The organism is Halobacillus sp. HZG1 (assembly GCF_035818575.1).
Taxonomy (GTDB): Bacteria; Bacillota; Bacilli; order Bacillales; family Halobacillaceae; genus Halobacillus; species Halobacillus litoralis.
Map to the genome: position 1 here is coordinate 31,002 of NZ_JAYLVQ010000086.1, position 24,914 is coordinate 55,915.

General features: G+C 42.3%; 23 protein-coding genes and 1 other RNA gene. 21 read left to right on the forward strand and 3 right to left on the reverse strand.

The window, feature by feature from the left end; genetic code table 11:
* The first annotated feature begins 10 nt into the window (after positions 1-10).
* The 13 genes from bshA (at position 11) to nth (ending at position 12,986) form a co-directional block, all read left to right on the forward strand.
* A complete protein-coding gene (bshA, locus tag VKA52_RS19280) occupies positions 11-1,138 on the forward strand; it encodes an N-acetyl-alpha-D-glucosaminyl L-malate synthase BshA (protein WP_202412422.1) in 1,128 nt (375 codons plus the stop codon).
* A complete protein-coding gene (locus tag VKA52_RS19285; protein WP_326316891.1) occupies positions 1,131-2,333 on the forward strand; it encodes a CCA tRNA nucleotidyltransferase in 1,203 nt (400 codons plus the stop codon). Before bshA ends, VKA52_RS19285 begins: the two co-directional genes overlap by 8 nt.
* Complete coding sequence (locus tag VKA52_RS19290) at positions 2,309-3,301, forward strand: biotin--[acetyl-CoA-carboxylase] ligase (protein ID WP_160913526.1); 993 nt, start codon at positions 2,309-2,311, stop codon at positions 3,299-3,301. Before VKA52_RS19285 ends, VKA52_RS19290 begins: the two co-directional genes overlap by 25 nt.
* Positions 3,294-4,115, forward strand: a complete 822-nt coding sequence (gene panB, locus VKA52_RS19295; protein WP_160913524.1) for a 3-methyl-2-oxobutanoate hydroxymethyltransferase — start codon at positions 3,294-3,296, stop codon at positions 4,113-4,115. Before VKA52_RS19290 ends, panB begins: the two co-directional genes overlap by 8 nt.
* Before the next feature lie 8 nt (positions 4,116-4,123).
* Positions 4,124-4,990: a pantoate--beta-alanine ligase gene (gene panC / locus VKA52_RS19300; protein ID WP_326316892.1), complete on the forward strand. Its 867-nt coding sequence runs from the start codon at positions 4,124-4,126 to the stop codon at positions 4,988-4,990.
* 21 nt (positions 4,991-5,011) lie between these two features.
* The gene (panD, locus tag VKA52_RS19305; protein WP_160913520.1) at positions 5,012-5,401 is read left to right on the forward strand and encodes an aspartate 1-decarboxylase; all 390 of its coding nucleotides are present in this window, start codon (positions 5,012-5,014) and stop codon (positions 5,399-5,401) included.
* 83 nt (positions 5,402-5,484) lie between these two features.
* Positions 5,485-8,286, forward strand: a complete 2,802-nt coding sequence (gene dinG / locus VKA52_RS19310; RefSeq protein WP_326316893.1) for an ATP-dependent DNA helicase DinG — start codon at positions 5,485-5,487, stop codon at positions 8,284-8,286.
* Between the two features lie 71 nt (positions 8,287-8,357).
* Complete coding sequence (locus tag VKA52_RS19315) at positions 8,358-8,528, forward strand: YpmA family protein (protein WP_089652552.1); 171 nt, start codon at positions 8,358-8,360, stop codon at positions 8,526-8,528.
* Complete coding sequence (locus VKA52_RS19320; RefSeq protein ID WP_326316894.1) at positions 8,485-9,018, forward strand: cell wall elongation regulator TseB-like domain-containing protein; 534 nt, start codon at positions 8,485-8,487, stop codon at positions 9,016-9,018. Before VKA52_RS19315 ends, VKA52_RS19320 begins: the two co-directional genes overlap by 44 nt.
* A 15-nt stretch (positions 9,019-9,033) precedes the next feature.
* Positions 9,034-10,218, forward strand: a complete 1,185-nt coding sequence (locus VKA52_RS19325) for a pyridoxal phosphate-dependent aminotransferase (RefSeq protein ID WP_160913515.1) — start codon at positions 9,034-9,036, stop codon at positions 10,216-10,218.
* A gap of 19 nt (positions 10,219-10,237) precedes the next feature.
* Positions 10,238-11,530 carry an asparagine--tRNA ligase gene (asnS, locus tag VKA52_RS19330; RefSeq protein ID WP_160913513.1) on the forward strand — a complete coding sequence of 431 codons (1,293 nt, stop codon included), beginning with the start codon at positions 10,238-10,240 and terminating at the stop codon, positions 11,528-11,530.
* Positions 11,531-11,622: 92 nt separating this feature from the next.
* Positions 11,623-12,318, forward strand: coding sequence for a DnaD domain-containing protein (locus VKA52_RS19335; RefSeq protein WP_326316895.1), 696 nt, complete (start codon positions 11,623-11,625; stop codon positions 12,316-12,318).
* Positions 12,319-12,326: 8 nt separating this feature from the next.
* Complete coding sequence (nth, locus tag VKA52_RS19340; RefSeq protein ID WP_160913509.1) at positions 12,327-12,986, forward strand: endonuclease III; 660 nt, start codon at positions 12,327-12,329, stop codon at positions 12,984-12,986.
* Positions 12,987-13,020: 34 nt separating this feature from the next.
* Here the strand turns inward: nth and VKA52_RS19345 are convergent, their stop codons facing one another.
* Positions 13,021-15,675, reverse strand: a complete 2,655-nt coding sequence (locus VKA52_RS19345) for a PBP1A family penicillin-binding protein (protein ID WP_326316896.1) — start codon at positions 15,673-15,675, stop codon at positions 13,021-13,023.
* A 16-nt stretch (positions 15,676-15,691) separates the two neighbouring features.
* The gene (gene recU / locus VKA52_RS19350) at positions 15,692-16,282 is read right to left on the reverse strand and encodes a Holliday junction resolvase RecU (RefSeq protein WP_326316897.1); all 591 of its coding nucleotides are present in this window, start codon (positions 16,280-16,282) and stop codon (positions 15,692-15,694) included.
* Positions 16,283-16,839: 557 nt separating this feature from the next.
* Between recU and VKA52_RS19355 the strand changes: the two genes are divergently transcribed.
* A complete protein-coding gene (locus VKA52_RS19355; RefSeq protein WP_160913503.1) occupies positions 16,840-17,106 on the forward strand; it encodes a hypothetical protein in 267 nt (88 codons plus the stop codon).
* 56 nt (positions 17,107-17,162) lie between these two features.
* Entirely contained in the window at positions 17,163-17,534 is a 372-nt protein-coding gene (locus VKA52_RS19360) for a YppE family protein (protein ID WP_326316898.1), read from the forward strand.
* Positions 17,535-17,581: 47 nt separating this feature from the next.
* On the opposite strand, the gene VKA52_RS19365 is transcribed toward VKA52_RS19360, so the two are convergent.
* Positions 17,582-20,629 (reverse strand): efflux RND transporter permease subunit, encoded by a 3,048-nt coding sequence (locus tag VKA52_RS19365; RefSeq protein ID WP_326316899.1) that lies wholly within the window; start codon positions 20,627-20,629, stop codon positions 17,582-17,584.
* 174 nt (positions 20,630-20,803) lie between these two features.
* Between VKA52_RS19365 and VKA52_RS19370 the strand changes: the two genes are divergently transcribed.
* From VKA52_RS19370 to VKA52_RS19395, 6 genes are all read left to right on the forward strand, one after another.
* Entirely contained in the window at positions 20,804-21,214 is a 411-nt protein-coding gene (locus VKA52_RS19370) for a cytidine deaminase (protein ID WP_160913497.1), read from the forward strand.
* Between the two features lie 294 nt (positions 21,215-21,508).
* Positions 21,509-22,078: a CotD family spore coat protein gene (locus tag VKA52_RS19375; RefSeq protein ID WP_160913495.1), complete on the forward strand. Its 570-nt coding sequence runs from the start codon at positions 21,509-21,511 to the stop codon at positions 22,076-22,078.
* An 82-nt stretch (positions 22,079-22,160) separates the two neighbouring features.
* Entirely contained in the window at positions 22,161-22,724 is a 564-nt protein-coding gene (locus VKA52_RS19380; RefSeq protein WP_160913493.1) for an SLOG family protein, read from the forward strand.
* A 77-nt stretch (positions 22,725-22,801) separates the two neighbouring features.
* A complete protein-coding gene (gene gpsB / locus VKA52_RS19385; RefSeq protein ID WP_089652604.1) occupies positions 22,802-23,110 on the forward strand; it encodes a cell division regulator GpsB in 309 nt (102 codons plus the stop codon).
* 95 nt (positions 23,111-23,205) lie between these two features.
* Positions 23,206-23,580, forward strand: an RNA gene (rnpB, locus tag VKA52_RS19390) — RNase P RNA component class B.
* 141 nt (positions 23,581-23,721) lie between these two features.
* Positions 23,722-24,891 (forward strand): THUMP domain-containing class I SAM-dependent RNA methyltransferase, encoded by a 1,170-nt coding sequence (locus VKA52_RS19395; RefSeq protein WP_326316900.1) that lies wholly within the window; start codon positions 23,722-23,724, stop codon positions 24,889-24,891.
* Positions 24,892-24,914: the final 23 nt, after the last annotated feature.

The following is a 24,914-nucleotide window of genomic DNA, read 5'->3' on the forward strand; positions in this document are numbered from 1 at the left end:
GTGATCGATTATGGCTAAAATAGGTATCACTTGTTACCCGACCGTCGGGGGATCAGGTGTCATTGCTACAGAGCTTGGGAAGTTGCTGGCAGAGAAAGGGCATGAAATCCATTTTGTTGCCTCTCAAGTTCCCTTCCGCCTGAACCGTGTGTACCCGAACATTTATTATCATGAAGTGGAAGTGAGCAATTATCCAGTTTTTCAACACCCTCCTTATGACTTAGCTCTCGCAGCTAAGATGGCAGATGTCATCAATAGAGAGGAATTGGATATTCTTCATGTCCATTATGCGATGCCGCATGCCATTTGTGCGATTTTAGCCAAGCAAATGTGTGAACGTGATGTGAAAATTATTACGACCCTTCACGGTACAGATATAACCGTCCTGGGCATCGATTCGAGCCTTAAACAAATGATTCGCTTCGGCATCGAACAGTCGGACAGAGTCACAGCTGTCTCGCAAAGCCTTGTGGACCAGACGAAAGAAATGTTACATACGGACCGGAATATCGACGTCATCTATAATTTTGTAGATGAAAGAGAGTATTATCGGAGGGATGATCAACGTCTGAAAGAACATTATGGCATCGATGAGGAAGATGCCGTACTTATCCATATCTCTAATTTCAGAAGAGTAAAAAGAGTAACAGATGTCATCAAAACCTTTGCTACTGTTGCAGAACAAATGCCGGCAAAGTTATTGCTCGTTGGAGATGGTCCGGAATATTCCGAGTGTCATCAACTTGTTCAACAGCTGGGCTTAGAAGAAGATGTTCTCTTTCTAGGGAAACAGGAAAACGTAAGTGAACTGCTTTCGATTTCAGATTTGAAATTATTGTTATCTGAAAAAGAGAGTTTTGGACTTGTACTCCTTGAAGCCATGGCTTGCGGCGTGCCTTGTATTGGAACAAATATTGGGGGAATCCCAGAAGTTATCGATCATGGGGAGACTGGTTTTATTGCAGAACTTGGAAATGTTGAACAAATTTCTTACTTTGCCAAAAAAGTATTAGAGGATAAAGGATTGCATCAAATGATGGCTGAACAAGCCAAAAGAGTGGTGCATGACAAATTCGCAACGAACACAATCTTAAGCCAGTATGAAACTTTATACGATCAGGTTTTGAACCATGGATAAATACGAAGTTTTCAAACCAGCCTTTGAAGTGATTCAAAAGATTGAAGAAGCTGGAGGCGAAGCTTACATCGTCGGTGGGGCCGTTCGTGACTTTTTAAGTGGCAGCCCTGTCAATGATATCGATATAGCTACGTCTGAAAAGCCTGAACGGATCCAGGAAATATTTGAAAAAGTCATCCCTGTAGGAATTGAACATGGGACAGTCATCGTACGCCATCGTTCCGTTTCCTATGAAGTTACCACATATCGAGTAGAAGAAGGTTATGAAGATTACCGTCATCCAGATGAGGTGACATTCGTCCGGGACATTACCCTTGATCTGGCCCGCAGAGACTTTACGACTAATGCAATTGCTATGAGCAGGGACGGCAGGCTTATTGATCCCTACCACGGACATGAGGCCATAAAAAATAAGAAGATTGAAGCCGTTGGACAGCCGTCTGAGCGTTTTCAGGAAGATCCGTTACGAATGATGAGAGCTGTAAGATTTGCAAGCCAACTATCTTTTCAGATTGAAAAGAAGACCATGGAAGCATTGAACCACATGTCACATTTACTCCAATACATTTCCATTGAAAGAATAGCAGTGGAAGTGGAGAAGATATTTAAAGGTTCGAATTATGCCTTGGGCTTACAGTTACTGCACACGACAGGATTGAAAAAACACCTGCCGATTCTAGAAGATTTGGACATTCGAACGAATATACCTGGCTCACCGTTATTTGGATGGCATGAAATTATCGCCTTTTACGTGATCCAATACCCTCAGCTATCTTCAGGGAATTTCATGAAGTCATGGAAACTTTCAAAAGATACCATAAAAAAGACAGACCAATTGCTGCACGCATATAAAAAGTATGTAGGTGACAAAATGGTGACATCATGGCTTGTCTACCAATTGGATGAAGAACTCTTTCCTTCTTTTACAAGATTGTCTCTGGCTTTACATTCCCAGGAAAAGAATTTGGGAGATGAGTTGAAGAAAATCAAAGCACACCTTCCTATTCAGGACAAAAGAGAGCTGACTTTTCAGGCTAGAGACCTTCTGCAATTGTTTTCAGAACGACCAAAAGGCCCATGGATATCCGAATGGATGGATATGATTGAACACCGTGTGGTTACAGGAGAAATAGAAAATGAATACGAAAAGATAAAGGAGTGGGTGAGGGAATGGAATCCACCCGCAAGGAATTAATCGAGTTACTAAATCATCTTGAAGGCCATATATCAGGTCAGGAACTTTCTGACCAGTTGGGAATATCAAGAACAGCTGTTTGGAAGCATATGAACGAATTAAAAAAAGACGGGTATGAAATTGAAGCCGTTCAACGCAAAGGGTACAAAATTTTGTCTTCCCCCGATAAAATCAGTGAAAACACTCTTAGATGGGGACTGGGGACAAAATGGCTCGGTCATGAATTGCATCATTACGACCAGGTTGAATCTACTCAGGAAATTGTGCATCAGCTTGCCAAACAAGGCAAACCACATGGCACCGTGGTCATTGCTGATGAACAGGTGAAAGGGAAAGGCCGAATGTCGAGAAATTGGGATTCACCAAAAGGAAAGGGAATATGGATGAGTATCCTCTTACGCCCGAATTTGCCTCCTGTGCAAGCACCTCAAATCACCCTCCTGGCAGCGACCGTATTAGCAAGGATGATTGCAGAAAGGTCTTCGCTGGTCCCACAAATCAAATGGCCGAATGATTTATTGATTAACCATAAGAAAGTTTCTGGAATTCTTACCGAAATGCAGGCAGAACAGGACACGATTCAATATATTGTGCTGGGTATGGGAATGAACGTTAACCAAGAAGATCGCGAAATTCCTTCTGATATCCAATACAAAGCATCTTCACTTAAAATCGAATCCAGCGAGCATTGGAATATACAACAAACCGTCCAGCATATCCTCCGTCTATTTGAAGAGACATATGAGCGTTTTGAGTCCCATGGGTTCGCATCGATTAAAAAAGATTGGGAGCACTTCGGCTACAAAATCGGTGAAGAAGTGACCATATCTACGATGAGAAAAACTTGGCAGGCGACCCTGATAGGGATTGAGCCTGATGGAGCTTTACGTGCGAGAAGCATAGATGGAGAAGAAGAGAAACTATATTCAGCGGAAATTCACTGGGGAGAGGGAGGATATCATGCGTAATAAGGGACAGTTCCTGCGTATGAAGCAAGAGAAAGATAAAATCGCCATGATTACAAGTTATGATTATCCGTCAGCTAAAATGTCAGAAGAAGCGAATGTCGACATGATTCTCATCGGCGACAGCTTAGGAATGACAGTACTTGGTTATGATTCAACGATTCCAGTGACTATGGAAGATATGATCCACCACGGGAAAGCTGTTCAACGTGGTGCTCCTGATACATTCAAAGTGATTGATATGCCGTTTATGTCCTATCATATTTCCACAGAGGATACCTTGAGAAATGCACGCAGACTTTATCAGGAAACGGGAGCACAGGCTTTAAAGCTTGAAGGAAGTGGCGAAGTCTCTGTAATGATGAAAAAGCTTGTTCATGCTGGTATTCCTGTGGTCGGCCACATCGGCTTAACTCCTCAATCAGTCAATGTGCTTGGGGGCTATAAAGTTCAAGGAAAAGACCAGGGTTCAGCAGTAAGACTCATTGAGGAAGCCCTTGAAATAGAAGCGGCAGGTGCCATGGCGATTGTCCTTGAGTGCGTTCCGAGGCAGTTAGCAGAGAAAATCACAAACCGATTATCTATCCCTACGATAGGAATTGGTGCCGGGGCAGAGTGTGATGGTCAGGTTCTTGTCTATCACGATATTCTAAAATATGGAGTAGATCGATTACCAAAGTTCGTAAAACCATATATCGATAGCAACCATCTTCTGGGAGAAGCGGTTCAATCCTATGTAAAAGAAGTGAAGACGAAGACATTTCCGGAAGAATCCCACACATTTACTATGAACCTTAATGAACTGCCGGAGGAGTAAAGTGAAAAATGAAAGTACTAAGAGAAATAGATCAAGTGAACACATTGATTTCCGAGTGGAAGAAGAACGGCTACACCATTGGTTTTGTACCTACGATGGGCTACCTTCATGAGGGGCACATCCGCCTTATTGAAGAAGCGAAGAAGGAAAATGATAAGGTGATTCTCAGTATTTTTGTTAATCCGCTTCAGTTCGGGGAAGGGGAAGATCTGGATACATACCCTCGTGATGAGGACCGAGATCGTAACGCAGCAGAAGAAAACGGCGTGGATCTTGTATTTCTTCCTACCCCCGGGACCATGTATCCGCAGCCATTGTCCGTACTTATGACGGTGACCAGCCGGACGAATGTATTGTGCGGAAAAAGCCGCCCTGGGCATTTTGATGGTGTCGTTACCGTCCTTACAAAGTTATTTAACATTACAAGGCCTGACAACGTCTACTTCGGTATGAAGGACGCCCAGCAAGTAGCTGTCGTTGATGCCTTAATCAAAGACTATAACATTCCTGTTCATCTCATTCCTGTTCCTACGGTTAGGGAACAGGACGGCCTTGCGAAGAGTAGTAGAAATGTCCGACTGTCTGATGAGGAACGAAAAGAGGCTCCAGCTATACAGGAATCGCTGCAGTACGGAAGGAAACTTGTTAAAGAAGGGCAAAAGTCCAAAGAATTGATCATTGAGGCGACTGAGAAGTTTCTTGAACAGAAAACTCGTGGTAAGATAGATTATATTGAATTATTATCTTATCCTGAGTTAGAATCTATAGAGAACATCGATCGTCCTGTGATTCTCGCTGCGGCTGTATTTTATGACCATGTGAGATTGATTGACAATGTCGTTTTTAATCATGATGGACATGTCATTTATGGGTGATCGACAAGGAGGTCATATCATATGTTTCGTACAATGATGAAAGCAAAAATACACCGGGCTCGCGTAACGGAAGCGAATTTGAATTATGTGGGAAGTGTGACTATCGATCAGGATTTGCTTGATCAAGTCGGTATACTCCCCCATGAAAAAGTGCAGATTGTTAACAATAATAATGGCGAACGTCTTGAGACTTATGTGATTGCTGGTGAGCGCGGAAGCGGTGTGGTCTGCCTGAATGGTGCAGCAGCCCGACGTGTACAACCGGATGATGTTGTCATTATTGTTTCCTATGCGATGCTTCATGAAGAGGAACTTGAAGAATTTCGTCCAAAGATTGCTCTGATGGATGAGAACAATAAAGTCGAGCAGATCATCGAAGAAGAGCCGCCTTTACAAGCATTGCCATTATAAGAAGTGACTAGCGAGTGAAGAAAGGATCTATGCCACGTTCTTAGGCAAGGTCCTTCCTTTTTGTTGTGAAAGTAGGGATGAACATGAAGAGATTTGCAATTGTGGATTTAGAGACAACAGGAAATGCGGCTTCAAAAGGGGATCGCATCATAGAAATCGGTGTCGTCGTTATGGAGGAAAATGGGGCAGTTGTGGAAGAGTTTTCTTCCCTTGTTTATCCTGAAAAAGAGATTCCTCCGTTTATTCGATCACTAACTGGAATAGAAGATGACGATGTTTTGGATGCACCGCTTTTTTCTGAAATTGTAGAGGATGTTTATCCTCTGTTTCACCATGCTTATATTGTGGCGCATAACATCGAATTCGATCTTGGGTTCCTAAATGATGAATTGGCACGGTGCGGATATCAACCTTTACATAATCCGATTATTGATACCGTCGAATTCGCACGCATTCTTATGCCGACTTCGCCTACTTTCAAACTGGGACAGCTGGCAGAGCGTTTGGATATGGGCCACGATCGGCCACATCGCGCATTGTCAGATGCTCAAGTCACAGCTGATTTGCTTCTTTATTTATTGAAAGAACTTCAGCGTCTACCAGAGCGTACGATCCACCATTTGCTAAAGATCGAGGGGAAATTGAAAAGTGATTTCAGGGATTTCTTCCTGAAATACTTGGAAGAGAAGCGGTATGGAAACACGAGTGAATCTGATGTGATGCTGAAGCATGGAATCGCTGTACGGAAACAAGTGCCTGAACGTGCATCTAAAGCCGTTCAACTCCCTCCATTCGACACTTGGAAAACGCAGGTGTTCGAAGGAGAAAATGGCCTTGGAAGCCTGCTTCCTGATTATGAGATCCGAAAAGGACAGCAGGAGATGACGGCAAGTGTCAAACAAGCTCTTACAGAAAATAAACATGCGATATTAGAAGCAGGTGCTGGAACAGGAAAGTCCATCGCTTACCTTCTTTCCGCTGCTTACCAAGCGATGGAGAGTGGTAAACGCGTCGTCATTTCCACTCATACAACGAGTCTGCAAAAACAATTGCTTGAAGAAGAACTCCCTAAAGTCGAACGGATGTTTCCTCGCCCGATTAAAGCGGTTCTTTATAAAGGGAAGGCTCATTATATTAGTTTGATCCACTTTCAATATGAGCTGGAGAGATCGTATCAAGATAATTATGATATTACACTGACAAAAGCGATGATTCTCGTTTGGTTAACCAGGACGCGTACGGGGGATGTGGACGAAATCCAACTACCTTCGAATGGAAGGCAGTTTTGGCATAAAGTTTCATCAGAGCAGTCCAGCAAAACCGTCAGGCTTGGTTTCACAGACGACAGTTTTTTCCAATGGGCCCAAGAGAAAGCAGCACAAGCGGATCTTGTGATTACGAATCATGCTCTATTATGTATGGATATTATGAAAGAGGAATCGGTACTGCCAGAATATGAACATGTGATAATTGATGAAGCACATCATTTAGAAGCAGTAGCTAGTCGGTATTTTGGTGTCCGGATGAATTATCGTGAACTTCAAAGGCACTTGACCCAATTCGGGGAAATATTCCAAAAGAGTCTTTATAAAGAATGGTCTTTGCAGAACGACTTTTATATGAACCTGATCAAGGGGCAGCAATCCATTGATGAAGCCAAGGAAGAACTGAGCCACCTTTCCCGTTATATTTATCAGAGTGTGAAAAAGCAGAAGAGGTTGGGGAAAGGGAAGAGTGACATTGGACGTACCCAGCTTCTTTTGAAACCGGGGGAGATGCCGTCATTTATTGACACAGCCAAAGAAATGTCTCATCGTTTCTTAGCAATCATTAAAAAACTGATTGTCCATATGGGAAAAATGGAAGAACAGTTGAGAATGCAGCTTGCTGTCAGAGAAGATTACAGTATCCCCATTCTTCTCTCCCGGTTGAACAATCAAATGGATGTATGCCATCAGATTCGCTCACAGCTGATTCATTACTTTGATTTCACTAGAGAAGAAGAAGTGAAATGGGTGGAAATTGAAGGAGAAGGGGCCGTCAATGCCATTTACTTATTCAGTGAACCCTATGATGTCGCTCACCTTCTCGAACAACGGCTTTTCAGAAAGAAGTGCAGCTCTATCCTAACGAGCGCGACCTTATCCACAGGTGGTTCTTTCGAATATATTCGAAAATCACTAGGCTTACAGGACGTTGCCAACACAATCGAATCGATCATTCCGTCTCCTTATAAGTTCCAGGAGCAGGTCCAGCTTATGGTCCCGAATGATTTCCCGAACATAAAGAATGACCCCGATTCGTTTGTTGAAGCGTTGAGTGAAGCGATTTATTCTGTTGCGGAAGTGACAAAAGGCAGAATGCTTGTTTTATTTACATCTTATGAAATGCTTCGTCAAACCTACACCCTTCTGAAAGAGTTTATTGACCCAGAGGAATTTATGGTATTTGCTCAAGGTGTATCAAGCGGGAGTAGAGATCGATTGAAAAAAAACTTTCAAGCATTCGATCAGGCGATACTTCTAGGGACAAGTTCTTTTTGGGAAGGTGTGGACATACCTGGAGAGGATCTCTCTTGTCTCATGATGGTTCGTTTGCCTTTTCAGCCGCCTGATCAGCCTATACAATCGGTGAGAAACGAAAGAATGCAAAAAGAAGGCCGAAATTCATTTATGGAGAAATCCCTTCCTCATGCAATCATCCGGTTTAAACAGGGTTTTGGCAGGTTAATTCGGAGCAGCTCCGATCGAGGAGTCGTCTTTATTTGTGATCAACGGTTGATGGAAGCTCGATACGGGAAATACTTCCTGAGTTCTCTTCCGGAAGTCCCTGTTTCTTATGAGTCCACCCGTCAATTAATCAATAAGATTGAAAAATGGCTTTAACTCTAGCGCATGAGTCTGGACGAACCTGTTATAATAAAAAGCGGACCCCGCACAATGGAGGTTTTTTACTGATGGAAAATAAGATAGAAACGTTATCGACGGTCAGAATTCAAAAGTCTGATGATCTTTATAAAATTGTCGATACATTAAACCGAACGCTGAAAGAAAATAATCTTATGTTTGGGTTGGCACTGGATGATGACGATGCTGAGACCGCAGTCTTCACCATTTACCGTACCTAGTTGGTTGAAGTGGACCCTTGCGATAACAGGTACCCTGTTTATTATCGCTATTATCCTTTTCCTGTGGCTCTATATCGATGTGAATCATGACCGCAAACAAGGTCACCCTCTAGCAGAAGAAATCGCTCGGGATAAGGGGAGCCTTGCAAGGATTGACCATGTATCTACATACCATGGCGAAAAAGAGTTTCATATCGTCCAGGGAATAAATAAGTCAAAAGAAGCGTCTATTATATTTATGGATATCAAGGAAAAAAAGATCCTTGAAGAGGTTTCTAAAGAGGAAACACTGCCATTAGAAGAGATGTGCTCCCGCTGGGAGAATACTTGCTCTAATTGTACATTCAAAGATATACAATATGGCTTTGAGGAAGAGGAACCTGTTTTTCAATTGACTTATATCGATGAACAAAACCGCTACGTATTAGACTATTTTACACTGCAGGGTGAAGCGTTTGATCAGCGTTTTGCTTTCAGGCAGAATGAATAAAAGGAGTGAACGTTTATGGAATTAGCACAACGTGTGCAAGCTTTAACACCATCAACAACATTAGCGATTACAGCCAAAGCGAAAGCACTGAAGGCAGAAGGCCACGATGTCATTGGATTGGGAGCGGGCGAACCTGACTTCAATACTCCATCTTATATCCTGGAGGCTGCTAAGCGTGCGATGGATGAAGGAATGACGAAGTACACCCCGGCTGGTGGAGTTCCTGAGCTGAAAAACAGCATTACAGCAAAATTAAAACGCGACCAGGACCTCACTTATACAAATGAGCAAGTGATCGTCACAACAGGTGCGAAACATGCGTTGTTCACATTATTCCAAGTCCTTCTGAACAAGGGGGATGAAGTCATTGTTCCTGCCCCATACTGGGTCAGTTATCCTGAGCAGATTAAACTCGCTGAAGGTACGCCTGTAATTGTATCAGCAGAGGAATCTAATGATTTTAAACTTACACCAGAGCAGCTGAAAGAAGCCATCACACCTAATACGAAAGCCGTCATTATTAATTCACCAAGTAACCCAACGGGTATGATGTATTCCGAATCTGAATTAAAGGCGCTCGGAGAAGTGTGCCTTGAGCATGATGTCCTTATTGTATCGGATGAGATTTACGAAAAATTGATCTATACAGAGGAGAAACATGTTTCCATAGCTCAACTGTCAGAAGAACTTTATGAGCAAACCATCATCATCAACGGGGTTTCGAAATCCCATTCGATGACAGGGTGGAGAATCGGCTTTGCTGCGGGAAACAAAACCGTCATTAAAGCGATGACCAACATGGCTTCCCATTCGACATCAAATCCAACGACAATAGCCCAGTACGCGGCACTCGCTGCCTATACAGCTTCTGAAGAAAAAGTAGAAGAAATGAAGGAAGCATTCAAAGAGCGGCTGGATGTTCTTCACAAACGCCTGATCCAAATTCCTGGAGTGCATTGTGCGAAACCATCCGGCGCTTTTTACCTTTTTCCTAATGTGAAGGAAGCGGTTGAGCAAGGTGGCTTTCAGGACGTGGATGCGTGGGTGAAAGCTTTATTAGACGAAGAAAAAGTAGCGCTCGTCCCCGGATCCGGCTTCGGCAGCCCTGATAATGTACGCCTGTCCTATGCAACATCTCTTGAGCAGCTCGAAAAAGCGGCTGATCGAATCGAACGTTTTGTAAACAAATATCAATCTTAAGCTTTTGGAGGTTTTTAGTGTGAAAACAACTATTTCTGAAGTATCGAAATATGTAGGAGAAGAAGTTACGTTAGGAGCTTGGCTTAGTAATAAACGCTCCAGTGGTAAAATTGCATTCTTGCAGCTTCGTGATGGAACAGGATTTATGCAAGGGATCGTTGTGAAAGCAGAAATCGGTGAAGATAAGTTTCAGGATGCGAAAGCTTTAACACAAGAGTCATCCCTTTACGTGACAGGAGTGATCGTGGAAGATACTCGTTCGCCTCTTGGATATGAAATGCAGGTGAAAGACTTTGAAGTCATTCACGAAGCGGTCGATTATCCGATTACACCAAAAGAACACGGCCCAGAATTCCTGATGGATCATCGCCATTTGTGGTTACGTTCTAAGCGTCAACATGCTGTAATGAAAGTGCGAAACGAAATTATTCGTTCCACTTACGAGTTTTTCAATGACAATGGTTATGTCAAAATTGATCCTCCAATCCTTACAGGGTCATCAGCGGAAGGAACGACAGAACTTTTCCATACAAAATATTTTGAAGAAGATGCCTACTTGTCTCAAAGTGGTCAGCTGTACATGGAGGCTGCTGCTATGGCGTTTGGCCGCGTATTCAGTTTTGGACCAACGTTCCGTGCTGAGAAATCAAAAACCCGCCGCCACTTGATTGAATTCTGGATGATTGAACCAGAAATGGCCTTCATGGACCATGAAGACAGTCTTCAAGTACAGGAACAGTATGTTTCCCATGTAGTACAGTCAGTTCTTAAAAATTGTAAGATTGAACTTGATGCTCTTGGTCGCGACACAGAGAAACTTGAAAAGATTCAAGCTCCATTCCCTCGCATAAGTTATGACGATGCTATTCAACTATTGAAAGATAAAGGGTTTGATGATATTGAATGGGGAGAAGATTTCGGAGCCCCACATGAAACAGCGATTGCAGAAAGTTATGACAAGCCTGTTTTCATCACTAATTATCCTGCTGAAATCAAAGCATTCTATATGAAGCCAGATCCTGAGCGCCCTGAAGTGGTTCTGTGTGCGGATTTGATCGCTCCGGAAGGATATGGTGAAATCATTGGTGGATCTCAACGGATTGATGATCTTGAACTAATGAAGCAGAGGTATGAAGAACATGATCTCACAGGGGATGCGTACAAATGGTATTTACAGTTACGCGAATACGGAAGCGTCCCGCACTCAGGCTTCGGACTAGGTCTTGAACGTACGGTAGCTTGGATCTCAGGGGTCGAGCACGTTCGTGAGACGATTCCATTCCCTCGTCTATTAAATCGACTGTACCCGTGATCATTAATCATGAGGATGAACGAACACCGATCTAACGCCCTTGGCGTATCGGTGTTTTTCATTCCATGAAGATTAAGAATGGAGGGATTGATTTGGCTAAATACCAAAGCTTTCAAAACATCATGGATAACCAAATGGTCGTTCCAACCAAACTTCTTGAAAATTTCCATCAGCTGAAGTTGAATGAAACCGAATTGGTCGTTCTTTTACAAATTCACCGTTTTCGCACAGAAGGCAATGGTTTTCCTACGCCTGAACAACTGGCGATTCATCTTTCTATTTCCGCTCAAGAATGTTCACGAGTGCTTAGGAGTTTGATCCAAAAAAGAATGATGACCATTGAACAGAACCAAAATGAAGATCGTGTCCTTAATGAGCATTATTCATTAGAGCCTTTGTGGGAAAAACTGTTCGCCGTATCTCAGAAGCCTCAAATAAATGACCGCTCGTATGATGAAAATATCTTTCCGTTGTTCGAGCAGGAATTTGGAAGACCACTGTCTCCATTTGAAATTGAGACTATTAACATATGGCTTGATGAAGAAGAACAATCTCCTGCATTGATCAAGGCTGCGTTAAGAGAAGCTGTATTGATGAGTAAATTAAATTTTAAATATATTGACCGGATTCTTAGAGAGTGGAAGCGGAAAGGTGTCAAAACGGTGGAACAGGCCCGGGAACAGGGAAAGCAGTTCCGCCAAGGGCAACAGGCGCCTAAAACCCAAAAACAGGAAAATAAGAAGCGGGATATCTCCCTTTACTATAATTGGTTGGAGGAGGATTCATAAAAAACACAATGTTGAATAAACAGCAAATCCGTCATTGTTTAGATACGTTTGAGGAAATGTTCCCGGAAGCTGAGTGTGAATTGACCCACAGCAATCCTTTTGAACTTCTCGTTGCGGTTGTTCTATCTGCACAAGCGACTGATGCATTAGTGAACAAAGTAACCCCTCAACTTTTTGAAAAATATAAAAAACCTGAGGATTATATCGCTGTTCCTTTGGAAGAGCTTCAGGATGATATTAAACGGATCGGTCTATACAGGAACAAAGCAAAGAATATAAAGAAGCTATCCCAAACACTTGTTGAGAAATTTAATGGGGAAGTCCCTCCGACAAAAACAGAGCTGGAAAGTTTAGCTGGAGTAGGGAGAAAAACGGCAAACGTCGTAGCTTCTGTTGCTTTTGATGAACCTGCCATAGCGGTGGATACACACGTGGAACGTGTGTCCAAACGTCTTGCGTTTTGTCGATGGAAAGATTCTGTCTTGGAAGTGGAAAAGACACTGATGAGGAAAATACCGGAAGAGGAGTGGAGTGTCACCCATCACCGGATGATATTTTTTGGTCGTTATCACTGTAAAGCGCAACGTCCGAATTGCGAAGAATGTCCTTTGTTATTTTTGTGCAGGGAAGGTCAAAAAAGGATGAAGAAAATAGAGAAAGCCACATAGGAAAACCCTCTCGATTATTCGAGAGGGTTTTTGTTTAGGCTGCATCTTCTTGTTGGTTTTCCTGCTGGTCTTCAGCTGGTGGTTGTTCTTCATTATCAGAACCACTGTCGCCACCTGAACCAGATCCATCTTCTTGATTTTGGTCATTGCTTTCACTGTCATCATTATTTTGAGGTTCATCTTCTTGGTCAGAACCTTGACCATCACCCTGACCATTTCCTTGCCCATCGCCGTTATTGTTACCATTACCGTTTCCGTCGTTATTTCCTTGTCCGTCCCCTTCGTTGTTATCTTCAGAAGGCGTTTCTTCCTCTGTGTTCTCGCCATTATCTTCCTGATTTTCTTCGTCTTCTTCAGGAGTTTCCTGGTCAAGAGAACCTGGGGCTTGAACCGTGACGGTAGCCGAATCACTATTTGCTGTATTATCGTCATCACTGATGACTACAACAGCAAATTCGTAAGTTGCACCAGGATCAACGTTCGTAATCTCGACACTTGTTTCCTTCGTAGTTGTCAATTCTCTCATTTCACCACCATCAATGGAGGCAGCGATACGGAAACTGATGCCATCTGTATTTCCGTACGACCAAGAAAGATCAATACTGGAAGTTTCTTCATTAAACTTTCCGGCCAGGGACTGAACGGGATCCAATTTCTGATAAGCTTCTGATACCTTGGATGGTTGATTGTCTACGTGGAATAGTTCTGTAACAATACGGTCCGAAGGTGTATATTCACTAGGTAAACGTGCAGGTCTTGACCCTTTTTCTACATCCACCCATGTAACAGAATCCGGTTTAGTAAAATCAGCCGTTTCTATTCCTTGCGATAATTGAGTCATCAAAGGCTTGTAAATCTGTTTGGGTATATTTTTTGCGGCCTGGGACATGGGATCTTCCTCATCGTACCCGGCCCAAACGGAGATAGAATAGTTTGTTGTGTATCCATTGAACCAGGAGTCTGATGCATAATCTCCACGGTTTGTCGTTCCCGTTTTACCTGCGTCATTAATACCCGGTACATTGGCAGCTGTTCCTGTACCTTCACTCATCGTTGTTTTCAGCATATCAGAGATCATAAAGGCCGTGTAGCTGTTCATGGCAGACTTAGGTTCTGGAGTCAGCTCAATGGTACCTTCTCCCGGCACTTCTACTTTTGTAACGGTATGTGGTTCGTTATATACGCCTTCATTACCAAAAGCAGCGTAGGCGGCTGCCATTTCTTTAGGATTCGTCCCCACTCCGCCTCCAATGGCATCTGAAAGCATAAAACCTTTATCAGGGACTTTAAAACCGAGCCCTTTTGCAAACTCTTCAGCTTTATCAATCCCTACTTCTTCCATTAATTTGATGGTCGGTATATTTAATGAACGGCTTAATGCGTATCTTGCAGACACCCATCCTCTAAACTGATTATCGAAGTTGCTTGGTGTCCAACCGTCGTTGACGTCAAATTCAGTCTTTTCATCTTTTATCTGATGATAGGTGGACATTTTATTATATTGTATAGCTGGCCCATAGGCAGTGATTGGTTTGAATGTTGAGCCGGGTTGACGTTTGATTTGAGTCGCTGTATTGAATTGACCTTTCTGGTAGTTCCGGCCTCCGCCAATTGCTCGGATGGCGCCAGTCTGTGTATCGGTTACAGTCACTCCTGCCATTAATTTTTCATCCGGCCATGGAGTAGGGCCATCATTGCTTAAGAGTTGTTGAACTTGTTCCTGAGCTTTAGGGTCCAGTGTGGTATAAATCTTCAGTCCATCTTTGTAAATATCTGAACCGTCCATTTTTTCTTTGATTTCACGTTCTACTTCATCTAAGAACGCTTGGAATGGCGCTTCTTTTTCAGGTTGTCTTTCAATCAACATATCTTCGATCTTCACTTGACGTGCTTCTTCTGCTTCAGCCTCGGTTATTTTCCCGTGCTGCACCATCAAACTAAGAACCGTGTTCATTCGATCCTTCGCTAAATCCGGGTTTTCAAATGGCATGTAGCCGCTTGGTCTTTGTGGCAGACCTGCCAATAGGGCTGCCTCAGGCAGTGTAAGTTCACTGAGGTCTTTCTTACCAAAATAAGTTTCCGCAGCTTCAGCAACTCCATAAGCCCCTGCACCGTAATAAATCTTATTCAGGTACATTTCTAAAATCTTTTCTTTGGAATATTCCTGGTCTAACTTCACAGCTAAATACTGTTCCTGTACTTTACGTTTGATTGTTTTATCCTTCGTCAAAAACGATTCTTTGACAACTTGTTGTGTAATTGTACTGGCTCCTTCAGCACCGAATCCACCTGTAATGTTGGCCAGTACCGCACCACCGATTCTGCGAAAATCAATGCCGATATGATTGAAGAAACGTACATCTTCTGTAGCTAATACGGCATCCTCCAGAACGGGGGGGATGTCATTGTATGTGATTTTCGTCCGTCGTTCGTCTCCGGCTAAGTCAGCAAACAAGTCTCCATTTTTGTCGTAAACCTTGGAAGAGAAAGGATCGGATAATTTCGATTCATCTAAACTCGGAGCGGTAGCGACATAATAGGCAAATAATGCTCCAACCCCTAACATCAGAACAACGCCGATGGTTAAAAGGGTCATGAAAATCTTTTTGAATTTTGATGTGCTTTTTCCTTTTTTCGATGATTTCATCTGTTTTCTTCTTGCTGTACGTGACTGGCTATCGTTGGCCATTTACATTTCCTCCATTTCAGAAATAAAGCTTATCGATGGCTGTGGCATAGTGAACCCTAGCCTGATAATGAAAAGGGATATGGATTCCTTCTTTTGTAATAAAAGCATAAGGAATCGATTTCCTTCCCCCGTTCCACTGATTTTCCCAAAAGGAAAAGATCGATGAGGAGGGAAGGAGGTACGTTTCTTCTAACGGGGTGAACTTTATGATCATAAAGCTGATCCCACCATGTGCCTGCACAGCCCTCATGTGATCAATCTGGTGCTGATGGACATTACTTAATGGAAAAGAAGTTTTGTTCTTCGTTTCTTTTGCCTCAAAATCGATGTACTTTCCACGATAAACCCCGTTAAAGTCTGTAGTAGAAGCTTGTTTGAAATAGGCTTCTTTAATAACAGCAGCGCTTCGCTTGGGGTAATCCACTTGTACAATTTGAACAGGCGTAGGTTTTTTATGGACCACCGCAACTCCTGCTTGCAAATAATATTCGTTGGTTACATTAATGTCTTCTTCCAGTGACATTCCCCTGTTACTGAAATCCGGTTTTGTTTTTCCTTTGGGAGCTAAATTCGCCTTGGAACCACGTCTCCCATTGGGGTAATTCACAACCAATCCCTCCCTATAGCCATGAGAGTATCATACCAAATTTTCGTGTCCAAGAATATATACATGAGACTCATTTTATATAGACGTATAAAAGAAAGGAAAGTTTCACCTGTCACACGATTGACACATGTAAGGAAACCGCCATGACTATCTTCCCTTCCACAATCCATTCAAAACCCTAATCATATTCCTTCGATATCGCTTAGGTTTTTTTGTCTCGTGAAGATATAAAAAGATGGGGAGGGGGAAGCTGATGTCATATCCCGGTTTTATAGGGTTTATAAAAAAAGCTGCTGCTATAAAAAATAGCAACAGCTTCTGTCCAGTCACGTAGAAGGGCGGTTCTCTCCAGTTAATTTAGGATTGTCAGTTCTGGCCGGTGTCGGCTTCTTATTTTTCTTATCTTTTTTCTTAGCCATATGCTTTTCTCCTTTTATGTCGAAGATTAAAGTCAGGTTTGACTTGTTTTGTTGCTTTAGTTCTAGTCTTGTCATCCGTAAAGGAGTTATGCATGCAAGAGCGAATTTATAACACACCAATAAAAGGGGGAGTAGTGTATGAAGAAAAATAGTGTCATCACGCCGAATGAATTTGAGGATCAGCTTTCGCACTTACAGGAAAAATTCTCCTTGCTTGAGCGTAGGTTGTCAATCAAAACAGATGAAATCGTGTTCAATATGGCCGTCTCCCACCGTAAAGACATAGATGAATTGAAAAATGAGGTCTTCAGTCTTCGTGATGAATTAAGGAAGATAAAAAGGGAACGTCGGTATGAATATATGGGTAAGGTGGCTCAACAGGCCAAACGTCGTTCCGTAGGTTGATTTTGATGCCTTTTGTTCCCTCATGATATTATTAAGGAGGAAAGGTGTGGAATGTTATGAATTTAAAAGCCAATACGATTGAATTAAAGCGTCTCATTGATGAACAACATCAACGCTTTTTAAATACGGAGGGTCCTGTAGAAAAAAAGAGCTATGATTTTTTTAATCAGGTTAAAAAGGAAACAAAACCGATGTTCCAATTGGCCAATGAATGGGTAAAGGAAGCAGAGGAATTTGTAAAAGACCGAAAGACAAATGTACATCCAAACCAAGTGAAATCAACGCATGAGAATATTGAAATGATTATTCTCCATAGTTACTACCTGGATGTACACCGAAAGAGGTTCAAAGAATTGTATCAGTCCTCCCATTATGTATTGGATATGATCCTTGATGATCTGGAACAACATGAAAAAAGCTCCCAATAATGGGAGCTTTTTTTCATTCAAACGTTTCTCATAAGTCGTCGATTGATTTATTTTCTGGATATTAATAAATAAAAAGATGGGACAAGCAGCAATGTGAGTACTGTTGAAAATGCAAGTCCGGATACGATCGATACCGCCAATGGCTTAAATAACACATCCCCTGTGTAAATGATAGGAGCCAAGGCTGCAATCGATGTTAATGAAGTAAGGACTATAGGACGGATTCTTGCCCTGCCTGCTTCAATGACAGCTTCGACGTTACTGCTGTAACGTTCACGGTTCTGCTCAATAAATTCGACAAGAATGACAGAGTTCCTCACAACTATACCTGAAAGAGATACAATGCCCAATACAGCTAAGAAACTGAGGGGTTCCCCTGATACAAAAAGCCCTATAATAGCCCCTGTCACAGCTAAAAATACGGTTCCTGTTATCAATAAAGGCATAAGCAGGGAGTTGAATTGAATAGCAATTGTCAAATAAATCAAGAACAAGACGATAACAAAGAGTTTTGTTACTTCTACAAAGAACTCGGAACGAGCATCGGATTCGCCGCTTTCAACAAGCGTATAACCCTCTGGAAGATCATTCTTAATTTCATTTACAACATCTGTTGATTCCTGGGAGAATGTACTTTCCATTCCCTCTTCCGGATATGCTTCAACCGTAATGGTGCGGTCTCCATCCAAGTGTGGAATCACACCGATCCGCTCGCTTGATTCTGTTGTGATAATTTCATCAAGCGTAAGAATTTCTGGCGGCCCGCCGCCCTGATTCGATTGCTGGCTGACTACATTCAGCTCAGATAGGTCTACACCATCTTCTACACCGTCATCAACCATAACTTCAATAGGTAAACGCTCCACACCATTGTCAAAGGTACCTAGAGGCACACCGATATTTGCCAGTTGGAGTTGAGAAGTGATTTGGTTGATCGGGATGTTATTTTCTGCAAGCAAAGAACGGTCCGCATTGTATTCCGTGAAAGGCTGCGTCTCTGCGTTAAGTGTAGTTATTTCAGCACCTTCCAGCTCACTTAATCGTTTTCCTGCATTCTTCGCTTCAGCGATTAACGTTTCAATCTCAGGACCTTGAATTTTGATCTGTACAGGTGGTGAAGGTGGTGGACCAGAAACAATAGTTTCAAGGAAAATTTCACTATCCGGGAATTTCTCCCTTAAAGGCTCTTCCCATTCTTCTATAAAGTCACTGGCGCTCGTTTGGTCTCTGTCGACTCGAACGAGAACCTGGCCTGTGTTTTCACCTGACCGTTGCAACCCTGAACTAAATAAATTAGGAAGTCCACTTCCTGAATAAATGGCTGTTTCAGTAATGTTTTCTTCAGAATTCTCCAGGTAATCCGTTAATTCCTGTAACTTTTGTTCTGTTTCCTGAATCGTTGTCCCTTGGGGGTTCTCGACAGAAATGGTTACTTCCGGACGATCAGCAGCAGGGAAGAATTCAAAAGGAATCTTAATCGCTAAAGTGGCTAAAAGGGCACAAACGATCAGACCAATCAGCGAAGTGACTAATGGCTTCTTCGTAGTAGCAGGAAGAATCCTGTCAGCGTAGGTACGTTCTAACCAGTCAAACAAACCACCAAGAAGTCCCGACTTTGCTTTTCTGGATTTTTGCTTCCGCCTTCTCCTGACATATTGAACGGTAGGAATAAACGTCAGTGCAATGATTGTGGATGCGAGCACCGTGAAAATCAAGACCGATGGTAAGGCTCTGATGAAATCCCCATTGGTTCCAGATAAGAACGTTAAAGGGAGGAAACTGAAAATAATCATGAGTGTTGAAGTAACGATAGACTTGCCAACTTCTTTCACACCCCGGATGGTTCCTTCCATCGGACCATCTCCAAGTTGGAACCTTCTTTGAATGTTGTCATTGACGACAATCGCATCATCAACCAATATCCCGATAGCTATAATCATCCCAATAATTGATATCTGGTTTAAATCGACTCCGACATATGGAAGAGGAATTAAACCGATGAGAATGGATATTGGGATTGATAAAGCGACGAGAATCGCTGACGAAATGGGCAGACCCAGTACCATTATGATAATGACAGCAAGAAATGAAATGGCAAAGGAAGTAATAAGGTTTGAAAATACTTCATCAATAATTGTACTTTGTGTATAAAAACGATCGACCTCGATTTCTTCCGGCAACTGTTCTGACAAAACGTTAATCTTGTCTGTCAACTCTTCCTGAAGGGCACTAATGTTTACTCCTTCTTCAGTAAGCACGGTAACGGATAGAGCCGCTTTGTCTTTATAAGTAATTAGGTCTTCCACTTCTTTGTTGGCAATCTCGATAGAGCCGATTTCAGACAGTTTCACAGGCTCTCCGTCAGAGTTATTTCCGACAAATAAGCCTTCCAATTCTTGAATGTCTGAATATTTTTCGAAGATCAATTGATGAATGGTGCCATCTCTTTGTTCTGTACCAATTGGAGAAGGTCCTAGTTCGTCACTTAAGGAACGAATGACAGATGAAGGTGAGAGTTGCAACTCATTCAATTGGTCATTATCCAAACTGACGGCTACTTTTTGGTCAGGCAGACCTTTAACTAAAACGGAATCGACCCCGGGAGTCTTTGTCAATTCTGCCTTCCATTTTTCCAAATCTTCTCTTAAATTAAATAGTTCTGTCCGTTCATCACTGTATAGATGATAGGAAGCCACAGCGGACATAGTCATATCTGTGTTTACATTAGGAGCCTGGACTTCTTCAGGAAAAGACCTGGATACTTCTGATACGGCCTGCCGGATCTTTGCATTCGTCGTATCTGTATCCTGTCCTCCGGATAGTGTAGCGGTTACTGTACCGAATCCGGTTGTGGACGCAGAAGTGACTTCATCAATCCCTTCTGTACTAAGAAGCTCTTCTTCTAAAGGATTGATGATTGTCCGTTCCACTTCTTGAGGTGTGGCCCCAGGATACACGGTTGAAATGGATGAGACATTTACATTAATTTCTGGGATTTCCCTTTTCGGTAGTTGCAGATAGGTGAAAATTCCTGTTGAAATTAATAACAAAATAAAAATCCAAATGATTTTGTTGTAATTTAAAATTGACTTCATTTCGTTCCTCCTAAACCAATATGATTTTCATGCTCCTTCAGTATAAACTTTTTTCCGACACATGTGTCAATTAAATGCTCTCTCGATGTGCTATCGAACAGTTGATATGAAACCGCTTTACATTTATGCTGTATTCATATATAATGACCTTCCCATGAATAGGGAGGGATATCAATGGAAACGAAACAACTAATTAATGAAGCAAAAAAAATAAGGGAAAGAGCTTATGTACCTTATTCTAAATTTCCTGTCGGGGCTGCACTAGTCACGGAAGATGGAACCCTTTATACAGGATGCAATATAGAGAATGCCGCTTATCCTGTAACTTGTTGTGCTGAAAGAGTGGCGATTTTTAAGGCCGTTTCTGATGGACATGCCAAATTCAAGGAGCTGGCCGTTGTTGCTGATACGAAAAGACCAGTTCCCCCGTGTGGATCTTGCCGTCAAGTCATGAGTGAATTTTTCCAGTCTGATGTTAAAATTTATACAACAAACCTGCATGGCGATACGAAAACATTCACAATGGAAGAAATTTTGCCATTTTCGTTTTCTTCAGCTGATTTATCTGAAGAGGAAGCGGAATAGAGAGAAAAAGGATGAGAATCTCATCCTTTTTTTATTTCTTTCATTTTTTGAATCTGGAGAAATAAATGGTTGGCAGGTCTTCATTTCATTAACAGGTTAAACGTGTTTATCTACTAACCGCCCAGTATGAACGATGGAGTAGGTAGCAAAGCTTGGGGACTGTCTCAACATTTTTATAGGGATGTATGGGTATTTGTTGATCAGAAATTAAAGGATATGATGATATCGCCTAGTACATTCACGCTCTTTGTGACATACGCTGATAAGGAATAACAGAACAAGGAGTGAAAGCACATGCATCAACAGTCTATGCAGGACTCTTGCGGATGTGGACCTATGTCCCCAATGTCGCCAGCCGGAAACCGTAGACCGATCGTATGTCCGGTTCAAAACTGTGTGGTGGATAACTACTTCTGTGAAAATCAAGACTACATTCATCCTACCCACATTCTCGTACGAAACAATCATACGTTGAACAACAACCATTATTTCCCGTATATGGTTTCTGAGCAGAACAATTTCCGAACTCAAGATTTCGCTTTTCCTCAAGGATCTTCACCAGATTATAACTGGATGGATTATATGAATCCTCAAGACATGGGTCAAATGCCTATGGGCCAAGGCCAAATGCCAATGATGAACGAAGAGGATATGGAAGAAATGGAAGGTATGATGGGCCAGGGGCAGATGCCGATGATGGGTCAGGGGCAGATGCCAATGATGGGCCAGGGTCAAACGCCAATGATGGGTCAGGGCCAAATGCCGATGATGGGCGACGGTCAGATGCCAATGATGGGTCAGGGCCAGATGCCGATGATGGGTAACGGCCAGATGCCAATGATGGGCCCCGGATCAAATAGCTAATAGAGATAAGCCACAAACTGTGGCTTATTTTCTTTTTTTCAGGAAACATAATAAAATGAATAAAGGGTAAGGAGGTTGAACATTGAAAACCATAGTTGTGACGGGTTATAAACCGATGGAAATGGGTATTTTTAAGAATAATGACCCAAAAGTCGATTTCGTAAAAGAGGCCATAAAAAAGAGATTGCTTTCCTACATAGAAGAAGGTTTACAGTGGGTGCTTATTTCCGGACAAATGGGAGTAGAGTTATGGACGGCTGAAGTGGTCCTCGATCTTAAAGAAGAGTATGAGATAAAATTAGGGGTTCTCCCACCTTTTGAAAACCAGGAAGAGCGTTGGCCGGAAGATCTCAAGCTTGTTTATGAGGAGATAACAATGATCGCCGATTTCTACCAGCCGATTTATAATAAAGGATATGAAGGACCTTATCAATTCAAAGCAAAAGATCAATTTTTAATCGATCATTCGGAAGGATGTCTCGTGCTGTTTGATGAAGATACAGAAGGGAGCCCGCAGTATTTCTTGAGACTAGCGAAAAAGGCTCAGGATCAAGGAAGCTATGAGATTGTTTATATTACTCCATTAGACCTTGAAGAGACTGTAGAAGAGCTTCGGATGGCGGATCCAGATTTCTGGAGTCAATAAATGTTCTGGATTTGAAATTGACATTTCCGTGACCTTTTGAAAAAATGAATATAATGTGTGAAACAGAGGTGAAAATAATGAACTTAGAAGAGTATCATTTAAGTGGAAAGGATATACTTGAAAAAGACTTTAAAACGTCTATGAGAGGGTATAACCAAGAAGAAGTAGATGAGTATCTGGACTTGATCATTCAGGATTATGACCGTTTTCAGCAGGAAATCGAACGTCTTCAGCAGGAAAATGACCGTTTGAAGAAAATGTCATCACGTGAAACCACACAGAGACAAAGGCAACCATCTACAAATAACCATCAAGTGAACTATGACATCTTAAAGCGTGTTTCAAACTTAGAGAAGGCAGTTTTTGGCAATAAGTACGCAGACTAACATCCGCATTTTTCCAATGACAAGCGTCCAAGTGTCTGTTATAATTGTTTAGCACGTCTTAAATGACGTAATGACAAATGTTAATGTTCATTTGAATACTCGGGTAATCGCTGTATAGGTTTCTATACAGAGGAAAGTCCATGCTCGCACAAGCTGCGATGCTTGTAGTGTTCGTGCTTGACGAAACCATAAGTCAAGGGAGTTCTTTGGAACTTACGGCAGGGAAAATTCCTAAGTCTTCGATATGGAATGACTACCTTGAAAGTGCCACAGTGACGGAGCCGGAGTAGAAATACTTCGGGTGGAACGAGGTAAACCCCACGAGCGAGCAACCCAAATATAGGTAGGGGCACTTTTCAATGGGAAATGAACCAGAGAAGAGGCCGTTTGACGGCAGATAGATGATTGCCACCGGAGTACGAGGTTGACCACCGTTTGCAGTACAAAGGCACAGAACATGGCTTACAGAGTATTCAAAGGTCGCTAATGATACAGATGACACCCTTCTGGAAAGCCTTAAGCTTTTTGGAAGGGTTTTTTCTTTTTGTATAACAATATTAGTGAAGGAAACGGTTCACGTTTGTTCATGCTACATATGAAGGAGGTTCATCATGTCGAAAAAAGTTACATTGATTGCAACAGCAGCTATGGGACTTGAAGCCATAGTAGGGAAAGAAGTTAAAGCGTTAGGATATGAAGACATACAAATCGAAAATGGAAGAGTTGTATTTGAAGCGGACGTATCAGCGATACCAAGAGCCAACCTTTGGCTTCGAACAGCTGATCGTGTCAAATTGTTGGTTGGAAGGTTCAAGGCCACATCGTTTGATGAACTTTTTGAAAACACGAAGGCATTGCCATGGGAAGCTTTTATAGAAGAAGACGGCGAGTTTCCGGTAGTCGGTAAATCGGTCAAATCGAAGTTGTATAGTGTTCCGGATTGTCAATCGATTGTGAAGAAAGCAATAGTAGAACGATTGAAAGTCAAACATGGCATAGATTCATGGTTGAAAGAAACTGGTGCCTTTTACAGAGTGGAAGTAGCGATTCATAAGGACGAAGCACTACTTACCATTGATACCTCAGGAAGTGGACTGCATAAGCGAGGATATCGTGTAGGCCAGGGGGAAGCACCTTTAAAAGAGACGTTAGCTGCCGCACTCGTACAAATTACAAATTGGAGCCCTGACCAGCCGTTTGTCGATCCATTTTGTGGTTCAGGGACCATAGCTATCGAAGCCGCATTAATCGGTCAAAATATTGCACCTGGTTTCAACAGAGAATTCGCTTCCGAGAATTGGAGTTTTATTCCGCAAAAAGCGTGGGATGCTGCTTTTCAAGAAGCAGAAGATGCAGCGAATTATGACCAATCGCTACAAATTTTCGGTTCTGATATTGATCCCGACTTGATTGAAATTGCGAAAAAAAATGCAATGGAAGCAGGTCTTGGGGAATTGATCACATGGAAACAAATGCAGATGAGTGATTTCAAACCGAAGCAGGAAAATGGTTACCTTGTGTCTAATCCTCCTTATGGGGAGCGTATGGGTGAGCGGGAAGAAGTGGAAGAGATGTATCGCAACCTTGGTACGATCATGCGTGATCATCCATCCTGGAGTGTGTACATCCTCACTTCTCATGAAGGTTTTGAAAAACTTTACGGAAAACCTGCCACTAAAAAACGGAAGCTCTTCAATGGCTTTATCAAAACGGATTATTACCAGTATTTTGGGAGAAAACCAAAATCCAAGCCAGACAATGGCAAAGGGTTCGGTTTCTGATTCGTCAGATAAAGTGATTCATT